Genomic DNA, 12,221 nt, shown 5'->3' on the forward strand with positions numbered 1-12,221 from the left:
TTCTAATACTATCTTGGTCTTTTCTTCGGCACTGAAATTCCGAAACTGTTTCTTAGTCATTCTTACCTCTTAAGTTATTTGGTCTATTCTAACTTATTACCAAGCAAACCTAACTATTTTTTTGTTCAGTTTTTTCAGGCCATTATACACCACAAGTTGAGCTATTAGTATCACTTGATACCATGTTAACAATATCAGGAGCTTTAAATAATATAATAATTGCAGTAACTACCACTAAAGCTACTTCCCACTGCAATTTTCCTCTTAAAGTTTGAATTCCTAGAACAATTATACCGACAACGGCTATACCTTTTGCAGTATTGCCTCTGAATACTTTAATTAACTTACATAATGCATCACCTACAGGATCGCCGACACTACTACCTAAGCTATCAAAAGCTACCATGATAATAGCCACGCTTAGAATAGTAAATAATATACGTAATGATAGATTATAATCAATTAATTCTTCGTTTAATTTACGAATAGGAAAGTTCATATGTTTTACCTCAATAAAATAATTAGCATTTAAGAAATAATGTATAATTTATTTACATATAAATCAACTCCTAAATATATGCAATTTTAATTAATATGCAAAAATATTTCAAAAACCCTTGTTTTAAGTAACATTATAATCACATATAGTATAACTTAACTTCCAAATATATAAACAAACGTAAATAGAAATAACCAAACTACATCAACAAAATGCCAATACCATGCAGCAAATTCAAACCCTAAATGTCCATTACCTTCTGTAGTAAAATCCCCTCTTTTTGCTCTAAAGTAGCAAACTATTAGAAATATAGTACCTATAATTACATGAACCCCATGAAAACCTGTGGCTAAATAAAAATTAGAAGCATATATACCATCTGTAAATTTAAACGCCGCATGATAATATTCATATGCTTGCATAGTTGTAAAAAATATTCCAAGCAATATGGTCAGAGCGAGGGCAGTTACGCAATCTTTTTGATTTTTTTCCTCTAAGGCGTAGTGAGCCCAAGTAACGGTAGTGCCTGATAAGAGTAATATTAAAGTATTGATAAAAGGAATATCAAACGGATCAAAAGTTTTGATGGTAGGCGGAGGCCAAATTCCTTGTTTTACAACCCATACACCATCTAAAAGACCTACAGGTGATAAACTTGATTTAAAAAAAGAAGCAAAAAATACACCAAAAAATACTATTTCCGTTAAGATAAATAACGCCATACCTATTTGTAAACCTTTTCTAACCGGACTGGTATGTTGATGTTCGACTATTCCTTCTTTCACTACATCCCGCCACCAAGAATATAAACAGTAAACTACTGAAATAACTCCTGCAGATAAAATATATACATTAAATTTGTAGCCATGCATGAACGAGACGCCGCCTATAACCAAAAGAAGCAAAGCAAAAGATGTTAGGACAGGCCAAGGGCTTGGGTCTACTATATGGAATAAGTGTGATTTAGTAATAGGATGCGAATTATTTAAAATTATTTTTTGACTCATATTTTTATTTTATATTTCCTAATTATCACCAATAACAAACTACAAAAGTAATCAGCTATTCGCATGAATTAAAAATAAATATAAATTATTATTGATGTAAAAGCAAATTCTAGAAGCAGATTATATAGAAAATATACCTCGTAACTTAGAATTACATTATTTATTATTAATGACAACTAAAATCTCCTGACTCTTTATATTATTCAACTAATATATAGACCGCTAATGATGTTTAAGCTCCATTGTTGCAAGACCAATCTGTCAAAACTTAATATTAAGTTATGCCAGGGGTCTGTTATTATAAGTGAGTAAAATCATGAAATATAATGGAGGTTGTTGTCTTACAGCAACGGAGCTTAACCCCTGGCACCTTTATTTATTAATTTCTAGATTAGGTTTAGGCATAAATTAAATAAAGGAATTGCGAGTAGTAGTATTAGCTATGTTTGATAAAAATAAAGATTTATTAATTCTAAAAAATACAAAGGCCGAAAATAAAGAAAAAATTAAAAAAAAATTTTTCCTTTCATCACCGTTTCTAATAATATTATTAATATTTTTTTATTATCTTCTTAACATCTTAGAAGTAAAATATTTCTAGATTTTTCAATCAACTAAGTAATTACTCAAAAATATATTTTTACTTATTAAACTATCAATTCTAAATTTTTTTGCTTAAACTTATAGAGATACGACAAATTATCTTCACTATTTTACTAGTTATATCTGCAAATATTGCCTCAGTGCTATCATTTGCTATAGCAATAGCTTTATGCTCAATCTCATCAAGCCGAAATTTAATAATATTATTTAATAATTCCGGCTCAACATTTTTATTTTCTAAATAATTTATTTGCTGTTCATAATGTTTTTCTATTACTTCTTCTACACTCTCGGTAACAAGCATCGCTGTTTTTATTCCAGTCAAGGAAGATAAAGCACCAAGTAGAAACCCATAATGATGCCAAAAAAATAATAAAACTGTGGGTCTTACTTTCTTTTCTAATAATTTTTTTTCAAAATAATTTAAATGGATCTCTTCGTGATCAAGCATTTCTTTAATCAATATATGATCATTTTGAGATTTAATATATTTTAGCTGCCCTTGATAAATTCTTTTTGCACCATACTCTCCGGCATGATTAACTCTAATAATTTCATGAATTTGTTTATCAGGGTCAGAAAAATCAGGTCTTGGCATAATGTATACTCCTTTTGAAAGAAGTTTAAAATTAGGTAGACGAAGTTTAATTTGGAAAAGAGCAAGGCGTTTCACATTTTTTGGCCGCAGCGTACATACTAGTACGTGAGGATTAAAAAATATGAAACAACGACGCCAATTTTTCAAATTAAACGAGTATACTCTGTAATAAATCGAAACCAGCAGGATTTAGTTTGTAGTCTACTTCTGCTTGCTGTAGCAGTTTTAAAGTCTCTAAACATTCAGTTAGGCTAAGACCGTTTGCTATTTTTGTAAAATCATTAATATACTGATAAAAAATCGGTGGTGATAATGATTTTATTGCAAGGTCTAAACGCTCACCGTTTTTTACTTTCGATAAAACTATATATAAATTTAAATAATGTCTTATTATGGCTCTGATAATTAATACTTCATTGATATTTTGTTTTTTTAATATATCAAGCTCTTGCAGAAAATTATTATAATCTTTTTTTGAAAAATACATTGCTAAATCACTGCCGTTTGCCGTAATTTCACTACTTATAACTTCTAGAACATCGTTTAAAGTAATTTCTTTTCGATCATGAACAAAATATATCAATTTATTTATTTCACTACAAACTAAATCGTGATCACCTTTTAAATGAGCTTTTAAATAAGTAATAGCTTCTTTACTTATAGTTTTATTAGTTTTGGTTGCTTTATCTAAAATAATTCTTTCAATTTTTGCTTCATCGTCATGATAACAAGCGACTGCCGCTAAATATTCTTCCGTCTCAAAAAATTTTCTAAAGCTCCCGCTAGAAGTAATTTCCTCACCTATAAATACAGGAAAATTTATATAATCACTGCTTAAAATTGTTTTTAAATTCTTATCTATTGAATTCCCGACTGATCTAATTTTAATTAATTCTTTTTGACCAAAAAAATTAGACGAATTAAGCAATATTTCTAAAGATGAAATATTAAGGTCTGTGTATTCTATAGAAGTTTGTAGCATATTTAAGTTTTTTACTAAGTGCTTACAAATTTTATCTATATAGCCTTTATCTGGACCATATAATAACAGAGCTTTGACTTTGCCGGTTGTTATTAGTTCAAATAATCGCTTAATTTGTGAAAAGTAAAATTTCATAAACCTATTTCCGGTTAAAATATAAAATTAATCTGCTACGAATTTCTTCCGCTGCTTGATACGCCAAATCTATTCCGGTATCTTCCCTTTCAACATTTGTTGCATATGGTGTAAAAATAGCATTATATGATGTGTTTTGGTAAAACTTCTCCTCAATTAGAACCTTTTGGCTTTCTATATCAATTAATTTATATCTAACTAATTGATTAATATATTCCCTTAAGACATTCGAGTTTTTCTCAATAGTAGCAGGCATAGTTGTTGCTATAAGCTCTGCTTTAAGCAGGTATTTCACTTTTGCTTTCTGAGGTAAAATACTAGTTAAACGATGATAAAATTCAGCTCCTTCAATTGTTTTAATCGGCTCAACTTCAATAGCTTCTAAATCGTTATTTCTATTGTATTCTTCTCTATATACGGGCTTTAAATTACAGCTACTTATTAGAAAGAATATTATTATTATAAATAAAGAACGCATAATTTTTTTATTTTTTATTATATCGGTTTATTTGAGTTTTGTGAAAGAAAATTATAATAATTAGCATTTATTAATATTTATGATCATTATAGTTAATTTATGTTGACATCTAAAAATAAGACTTGTATATTGCCGCTTCAAAATAATTTTAAGGTATTAGATGTTATTTATAAAATTTTTACATAAACAATTAGTTTTATTTAATGAAGTATTATTAGCTGAATATAAAAACGTAACCACCGCTGTGAAAGATGCATATCAATATTATTTTCCACCAAAACCAACCTTTCAAGAAACAAAATCGTATTCAGAGAGCTTAGAGGAATCCATACCGCCTAAAATGAATTTTTTAGTTAAAAATGAAGAAATATTGCAAGGTGATTTAGCACGAGTTGAGGAGCATAAGGTACACATAATAAAGTATTATATGGCCAAAGAAGATGGGGAAATAACACCTGTTTATGTCTATGATTCATACAAAACAGCGTATTATCAAGTTGAAGAGTTAGGAAAAGAAATACCTGTCACTGAGCTATAATTTTTTAGGCAATATCTATAAGTAATACTTATTATTGCCGCTTCAAAATAATTTTTAAGGTATTATTATATGTTAGGTTTAACAACATTTTTACAACGTTCAACCACTTCATTAAATCAAATAAGCTCATTTGGTAAAAAATTATTACATAAATATACGGACACAATCAGTGCCGCAAAAAACATGTATAATTTCTCTACAGAAAATAATGGGATGCCTTCAGAAATAGCAGATGATTCAACTCCTCTAATAAAGCTAAATCAAATATTCCAAAAGGTTTATGAGTTTTGTTTTAGCAAAAAAGAAACTCTTTATAAATCAGTATCATTATATACACTATTTCCTGATGATACATGTGTAGATACATCTTTTGAAGAACGCTTAGTAGTCGTGCAACAAAAAACCCATATGAGAAACGGGATAGAATTATCTAATTCAAAATCGATAATGGAAGAACAAAATAAAGGGATACTCACTCTTTTTGAATCAGTAAATAATATATTTTTTACAAAACAAGATGATTCAAACCATAGAAAAGCCATAATAGATGCAAAGAAAATCGGAAAGCCGATAAGTAAGGAGTGTATACAACATTCTAATAGCGAAGAAACAATAACGTCTCAAGTAGAATTAGTATATTACCAATCACCCAACGGTGAGCAGAAAGAACTAGATTTCAAAGAAAATTTAGTACGTACCGCTTCATGCGATATGATAGACCAGGTAGTAACAACGAATTATGAGGTTGAAAATATAGGAGAAGTAGCTGTTACTCACTTCTAGAATCTGTAAAACCTTGCATATCTTCCTTATAAATCTAATATTCTATGTTAAATTTACAAGGAAGATAGCCGCTTTAAGTTAATAGTTTTAGCTTTTTAAAACTCATCACTATTTATATTAGGATTAGCTTGTCCAACTAATTTACGTCCCGTATATTCTTCAAAATCTTTTTCCCAATTAGGCCGCACTTCTATAGGAAGACATTTTGTAGGGGTTATAGGGATAAATTTGGGTTTTTTCATAAGAAAATCCATAGCATTTCGTTCATACTCTTGTAATATTTCTAATATTTCTTTACTAGTACTATAACATGACGGGGTAAGACCTGAAGCATCTTTTTGTGTTACTAAATAAGGATTTTTTGCTAATAAAGCTTTGATAATTTCTACGTTAGCAATTCCTTTAACTGCCGAATGCAACACTGTTGAACCTTTATAAGTTATTCGCGTTAAGTATTTAGCTAATTCTAATATGTTTTCAACTAATTTTTGTTCTTTATCCTCAACCGCATCATGTAAGATATACTTATTGTTTTTATTAGATAGAAATGCTTTTATTTCATCTTGATTATTTTTATTTATTAATATTTTGAGTTCCTTTAAAGAATCTTCTTTTTTAGAAACATCCCTCTCTATATCATCATCATCTGAACCATTATCATCTGAATCATCATTACTTGAATGCGGTGATGTTAGTAAATTCTGAGTATTAGAGTTATTACTATTTTTTGTAAACAACCTAAAAAAGATGTTTTTTGTTCTTTTGTGTTGCTTCCTTTCTTTAGATTTGAAGTTCTAGGTTTTTTGATCATTAATTCTCCTAAATTTATCAGTTGCTACTAAAACCTTTATAATAACTACAAATAGCAAATCATTACATAATCCGCTATTCGTATTAAATATCTATATTTTTGATTAGGAATACTATCTACTCCTCTGGGGAAGCTCCCAAAAGATTTAAATGTCGTGCATGTTCTTCTAAATAACAAGATTGTTCTATTATTTTTAAATTTTTATGAGAGATATAATTTTCTAAATTAGGGACTAATTGTTTCATGCTATTAATTAAAGCATATTCTTTACTGTTAATTGCTAAATGCAACATATCATATAAATGTGATAGGTGAGTATGTAATTCGGATTTTGTGGTATTTGATAAATACTTTTCGCAAATTTCTAATTTATTGTTTTTGTGTAGGTACTTAAAATAATTTAACATACTTTTAGCACTGAATAATTCTTCATCATGTATTGTATCTTGCTTAGTCATTAATTCTCCTAAATTTATAAATTGTTAATTATTTTAGGACGAATTGCTAATTAGTGTTAGTGGTGGATTGATGTCATTCCTGCGGAAGCAGGAATCCAGCATAAAGCGAGATAAATCGAGCTTTTAACTTTAAAAACTTAATATGTTTATACTTTTTAATGACTGGATTCCCGTTTTTGCGGGAATGACATCAAAAGCGTTCTCCGATCCACGCAACAATGCCTCGCAGGAATATGACATAGTATGGCGAACGACATTGAGCTAATTTGCAATTCTCCTAAATTTTAGCTTACAAATTTAGAAGTAATGATGCAATAAGCCCAGTTGAATTGATTATTACTTAATTGATTAAGAATTGTTAATTTATCACAATTCATTAGTTACTGGAGTTTTATATTTTCCATGTCCCAATCATGAGAAATAGTATTATATTTTAATATATAAGGCTTAGTATCTATAGAATCTAGAGTTACATCAGCAATCATATCATCATGCGAGGAGATAAGTTCATTATAACCGAAATTAGCATAATAAGGTTGATAATTTCTAAATCTAACCGTTATAAACTTCTCTTTAGTAATAGCAGGTAAGAATTTCACCAAATCATCAAGATTACTTAAAGCCAAATCTTTCATCTCAAAAATTTGTAATCTATAAACATTCTTATAATCTTTAGTAAAAAACGTTGGTATAGAGCTAAAGCTACTACCGGATTGAACGGAAGCTATACTTAAAGCTTTAAGCGGAATGCCTGATTTATTGCTAAAATAATCATCGGCTTCAAAAAATACTGCACCGCCGAAATTTACCATTTTAGTGATTTTGTTACTATTTACGTCATATAAATCTACCGACTGTTCTAATTTTTTGCCGTCACGAAATATAGTAAGTTTAATAGCTATTCCTTTAAAATTATCCATTTCTCTATCAAACAATGCTAGATTACCGCCGAGTTCCTTATCATTCACTGCCCAAATAATATCGCCGGCTTTTAAAGATTTTTCGGCAGGTGATCCGGCTAAAACTGCCTTAACGCTTATAACTCTATTTCTACTATCAGGAAACTTATTTATATATTTATCCATCTCTTCTTTAGGGAAATTATGATGTCTAACTGCTTTATTTAAAGAATATAGCTCGCTTATTATTCCTATATGTTTTCTGCTCGGTTGTTTATTATTCTTTAAACTTTCCAAAGTGCGAGCTACATAATCACCGTGCAATGCTAGAGAGTAGGTCTTACCACCACCATATAATACTCCTATAGCTTCAATCTTATCGTTTAGTACCGGTGAACCGCTAGCACCACCGGTAATATTTAAATTAATATTATAAGTAGCTTGCGGCATCGATCCATCAATGTTATAGAGATCTGATAAATGACCGTTATGAAAAGAAAAACCCTGTCCTTCGGTATTGCCAACCACAAAGACTTTTTGATTTAGTTTTGGTATTTCATTAGAAAAAGATATTTGCGTTGCAGATTCTGGTATATCTGTGCTTGCTACTTTTAAAATTGCATAATCTTGCCAAATATCATAATAGATAAGTTTTGCTTCTGCCTGCTCACCGTTATAGAAAGTAACAAAATAAGTTCCGATAGACGCACCGCCAACAACATGAGTATTAGTAATTATATAACCGTTTTGCCTATCGTTAATAAATCCCGTTCCTGTCCAACTGCTTGTATCGTCATACGCCGATACGGCAATTCTAGTATCAATCGTTACGATTGCTTTCTTCGCTTTTTCAAATATAGCGGTGTTTGTTTCAGAAGAGGCTAAAACTATATTATTTAGGAAAACTAAATTAATAATAAATAAAAATTTTATTAAAATCGGTAGTTTTTTCATTTTCACCTCTTGTAAAATAATTAAAGTCGCACTATATCAAATAAAAAGTCATAACAAAATAGAAAATTAAGAAAACGAGGATTTTTATGGGAAAAGTGATAGGTATCGACCTTGGAACCACCAACTCTTGTGTTGCGGTAATGGAAGGGAAAGAGCCAAAAGTAATAGAAAATTCAGAAGGAGAGAGAACTACGCCGTCAATAATAGCTTTTGCAAACGGCGAAAAATTAGTTGGACAATCTGCTAAGAGGCAAGCAGTAACCAACCCTCGCAATACTATATATGCGGTAAAGCGATTAATCGGTAGAAATTTTACCGATCCTATGGTTGCAAAAGATCAAGGTATCGTACCGTATAATATAGTTAAAGCCGATAACGGTGATGCGTGGGTTGAAGCTGATAATCAAAAATATTCACCTAGCCAAATTAGTGCATTCATTTTACAAAAAATGAAAGAAACTGCCGAAAGTTATTTAGGTGAAAAAGTAACACAAGCAGTAATTACCGTACCTGCTTATTTCAATGATGCACAACGTCAAGCAACAAAAGATGCCGGTAAAATAGCAGGTCTTGAAGTACTTAGAATAATTAACGAACCGACTGCTGCTGCTCTTGCTTACGGTTTCGATAAATCGGCAAGTAAAACTATTGCAGTATACGATCTTGGCGGCGGAACATTCGATGTTTCAATTCTTGAGATCGGCGACGGTGTTTTTGAAGTAAAATCAACAAACGGTGATACATTCCTTGGTGGTGAAGATTTCGATACAAGAATATTAAACCATTTAATAGATGTATTTAAAAAAGAAAGCAGTATAGATTTACGTAACGACCCTTTAGCACTTCAGCGTTTGAAAGAAGCGGCGGAAAAAGCTAAGAAAGAGCTGTCTTCCGCATTAACTACCGATATTAATTTACCTTATATTACGGCTGATAGCACAGGACCGAAACATTTAAATATTAAATTTACTAGAGCAGAACTCGAAAAATTAGTAGACGACTTAATTGAAAAAACTATAGAACCTTGTCGCAAAGCATTAAAGGATGCAAGTTTAAAAGCTTCTGATATTCAGGAAGTAGTGTTAGTCGGCGGTATGACTAGAATGCCAAAAGTACAAGAAGCCGTAAAGAAATTCTTTGGACGTGAACCGCATAAAGGCGTAAACCCTGATGAGGTGGTAGCACTTGGAGCAGCTATCCAAGGCGGAGTACTTAATAAAGAAGTAACGGATATATTATTATTAGACGTTACACCTTTATCGCTCGGTATTGAAACACTTGGCGGTGTATTCACTAGATTAATCGATCGTAATACCACTATTCCGTCTAAGAAAAGCCAAGTATTCTCTACAGCCGACGATAATCAGCATGCCGTAACTATTAGAGTATTCCAAGGTGAACGCGAAATGGCAAAGGATAATAAATTACTTGGTCAGTTTAATCTTGATGGCATCCCTCCGGCACCACGAGGTTTGCCACAAATAGAAGTTACATTTGATATCGATGTTAATGGAATAGTGCATGTTTCGGCTAAAGATAAAGCAAGCGGTAAGGAGCAGAAAGTAACTATTCAGGCTTCTGGCGGTCTTAGCGATGCAGAAATTGAGCAAATGGTTAAAGACGCCGAGCAGAATGCCGATGAAGACAAAAAGCGTAAAGAGCTTATTGAAGCAAAAAATGCTGCCGATAGTTTAGTTTATTCTACTGAAAAAACTTTGACGGATTACGGTGATAAGTTATCATCCGAAGATAAAGGAGCTGTCGAAGAATCTTTAGCTGCTTTAAAGGCTGTTCTTGAGTCGGAAGATGTGGCTTTAATTAAAGAAAAGACCGAAAGCTTAACTGCAACTAGTACGAAAATCGGCGAAGCAATGTATAAAGCACAAAGCGAGAGCCAGCCTTCTGAAGAAAATACTACTAACGATGAAAAAGTAGTAGATGCTGATTTTCAGGATGTAGAGAAGAAGTAGAAATGTTAATGTGTGGCGGTTTTAACGTCATTCCCGCGGAGGCGGGAATCCAGGAAAACAACCTTAACATTGGCACAAAAATTACATATTTAACAAAGTAGGCATATAAAAACTTGTTTTTATATGCCTTGCTGGATTCCCGCCTCCGCGGGAATGACGTTAAAACCATATAACATAATTTCATGTCACAAAATTATTATCAAATACTAGGCGTTAGTAAAACAGCAAGCCAAGCTGATCTTAAAAAAGCCTATCTCAAGCTAGCCAAGCAATATCACCCAGATACTACTGATGCTAAAGATGCTGAAAAGAAGTTTAAAGAAATAAATAGTGCTTATGACGTTTTAAAAGACGAACAGAAAAGAGCAGCTTATGACCGTTTTGGACACGATACTTTTCAAAATCAACAATCACGAGGAGGAGCAGGAAATCATGGCGGTTTTCATCCCGATATCAATGATATATTCGGCGATTTTTTTAGCGACTTTATGGGAGGCGGTAGAAGAAAGCCCGCGTCAAGCAAAGTTAGAGGTTCTGATTTAAAATATGATCTAACCATTAATTTAGAAGAAGCATTTCACGGTATAGAAAAAAATATTAGCTTTTCTAGCGAAGTAAAATGCGATACTTGTCACGGTAGCGGTTCTGAAAAAGGTGAAACCGTAACTACTTGCGATGCTTGCGGCGGTGTTGGAGCTACTAGAATTCAGCAAGGATTCTTTACAATCGAGCAGGCTTGCCATAAATGCCAAGGTAACGGACAAATTATAAAAAATCCTTGTAAAAAATGTCATGGCATAGGACGTTACCATAAGCAACGAAATTTATCGGTAAATATTCCTGCCGGCGTTGAAAATGCCACTCGAATAAGGCACCCAGGCGAAGGTGAAGCAGGTATTAGAGGTGGTAATAGCGGAGATTTATATGTTGATATAGCAATAAAACCTCATGATATTTATAAAGTAGATGGAGCAAATTTACATTGTAAATTACCAATTAGCTTTGTAAATGCTGCTCTTGGAGGAGAGGTAGAAGCGCCGATAATTGAGGGTGGAAAAGTAAATTTAACAATTCCTGCAGGTACACAAAACGGCGATCAATTAAGACTACGTAGCAAAGGTATGTCTAAAATACGATCTACTATTAGAGGCGATATGCTTACACACATTCATATTGAAGTACCTAAAAATTTATCCAAAAGACAACGTGAGTTACTAGAAGAACTCAAAAAAGAATCCATAAATGAAAAAGAAAATGACAGCAGCTTTTTTAACAAAATGAAAAGTCTATGGTCGTAAATTTTGTTTAACTTTCCTACTCTCATAGGCAGGTCATGGTCTATGCTCTGTGAAGGAAAATTAATTTAACTTTCTTTCACGGAATCTAGAATTATTTTATACTTTCTAAATATAATGAACGCTGCTCTATTCTTTTTAGCTGTTCTATCGTTCCCTGTTCTTCTAGCATTTGTTTAAACTTAGCTCTTAATTTTTCTAAATCTTTGTT

At 31.7% G+C, this 12,221-nt stretch carries 12 protein-coding genes; 4 read left to right on the forward strand and 8 right to left on the reverse strand.

Annotation, left to right across the window (positions count from 1 at the left end; translation table 11 throughout):
* Positions 1 to 142: 142 nt before the first annotated feature.
* From AC1Z7D_RS03105 to AC1Z7D_RS03125, 5 genes are all read right to left on the reverse strand, one after another.
* Positions 143 to 499, reverse strand: coding sequence for a TrbC/VirB2 family type IV secretion system protein (locus AC1Z7D_RS03105; RefSeq protein WP_482601868.1), 357 nt, complete (start codon positions 497 to 499; stop codon positions 143 to 145).
* A 155-nt stretch (positions 500 to 654) separates the two neighbouring features.
* Positions 655 to 1,506 (reverse strand): cytochrome c oxidase subunit 3, encoded by an 852-nt coding sequence (locus AC1Z7D_RS03110; protein ID WP_482601870.1) that lies wholly within the window; start codon positions 1,504 to 1,506, stop codon positions 655 to 657.
* A 661-nt stretch (positions 1,507 to 2,167) separates the two neighbouring features.
* On the reverse strand, positions 2,168 to 2,707 hold the full coding sequence (locus tag AC1Z7D_RS03115; RefSeq protein ID WP_482601872.1) for a demethoxyubiquinone hydroxylase family protein: 540 nt from the start codon (positions 2,705 to 2,707) through the stop codon (positions 2,168 to 2,170).
* Positions 2,708 to 2,855: 148 nt separating this feature from the next.
* A complete protein-coding gene (holA, locus tag AC1Z7D_RS03120; protein WP_482601874.1) occupies positions 2,856 to 3,824 on the reverse strand; it encodes a DNA polymerase III subunit delta in 969 nt (322 codons plus the stop codon).
* 4 nt (positions 3,825 to 3,828) lie between these two features.
* Positions 3,829 to 4,302, reverse strand: coding sequence for a hypothetical protein (locus AC1Z7D_RS03125; RefSeq protein WP_482601876.1), 474 nt, complete (start codon positions 4,300 to 4,302; stop codon positions 3,829 to 3,831).
* A gap of 160 nt (positions 4,303 to 4,462) precedes the next feature.
* Between AC1Z7D_RS03125 and AC1Z7D_RS03130 the strand changes: the two genes are divergently transcribed.
* Entirely contained in the window at positions 4,463 to 4,840 is a 378-nt protein-coding gene (locus AC1Z7D_RS03130) for a hypothetical protein (protein ID WP_482601878.1), read from the forward strand.
* 69 nt (positions 4,841 to 4,909) lie between these two features.
* Positions 4,910 to 5,623 carry a hypothetical protein gene (locus AC1Z7D_RS03135; protein ID WP_482601880.1) on the forward strand — a complete coding sequence of 238 codons (714 nt, stop codon included), beginning with the start codon at positions 4,910 to 4,912 and terminating at the stop codon, positions 5,621 to 5,623.
* A 95-nt stretch (positions 5,624 to 5,718) separates the two neighbouring features.
* On the opposite strand, the gene AC1Z7D_RS03140 is transcribed toward AC1Z7D_RS03135, so the two are convergent.
* From AC1Z7D_RS03140 to AC1Z7D_RS03150, 3 genes are all read right to left on the reverse strand, one after another.
* The gene (locus tag AC1Z7D_RS03140; RefSeq protein WP_482601882.1) at positions 5,719 to 6,360 is read right to left on the reverse strand and encodes an ankyrin repeat domain-containing protein; all 642 of its coding nucleotides are present in this window, start codon (positions 6,358 to 6,360) and stop codon (positions 5,719 to 5,721) included.
* 190 nt (positions 6,361 to 6,550) lie between these two features.
* Positions 6,551 to 6,892 carry a hypothetical protein gene (locus tag AC1Z7D_RS03145; RefSeq protein WP_482601884.1) on the reverse strand — a complete coding sequence of 114 codons (342 nt, stop codon included), beginning with the start codon at positions 6,890 to 6,892 and terminating at the stop codon, positions 6,551 to 6,553.
* A 380-nt stretch (positions 6,893 to 7,272) separates the two neighbouring features.
* Positions 7,273 to 8,766 (reverse strand): S1C family serine protease, encoded by a 1,494-nt coding sequence (locus tag AC1Z7D_RS03150; RefSeq protein WP_482601890.1) that lies wholly within the window; start codon positions 8,764 to 8,766, stop codon positions 7,273 to 7,275.
* 65 nt (positions 8,767 to 8,831) lie between these two features.
* Here AC1Z7D_RS03150 and dnaK point away from each other — a divergent pair, with 65 nt between their 5' ends.
* Together dnaK and dnaJ are read left to right on the forward strand one after the other, a co-directional pair.
* On the forward strand, positions 8,832 to 10,715 hold the full coding sequence (gene dnaK / locus AC1Z7D_RS03155) for a molecular chaperone DnaK (RefSeq protein WP_482601886.1): 1,884 nt from the start codon (positions 8,832 to 8,834) through the stop codon (positions 10,713 to 10,715).
* Between the two features lie 182 nt (positions 10,716 to 10,897).
* Positions 10,898 to 12,013: a molecular chaperone DnaJ gene (gene dnaJ, locus AC1Z7D_RS03160; protein WP_482601888.1), complete on the forward strand. Its 1,116-nt coding sequence runs from the start codon at positions 10,898 to 10,900 to the stop codon at positions 12,011 to 12,013.
* Positions 12,014 to 12,221: the final 208 nt, after the last annotated feature.

The sequence above is a fragment of the Rickettsia sp. genome (assembly GCF_965035265.1).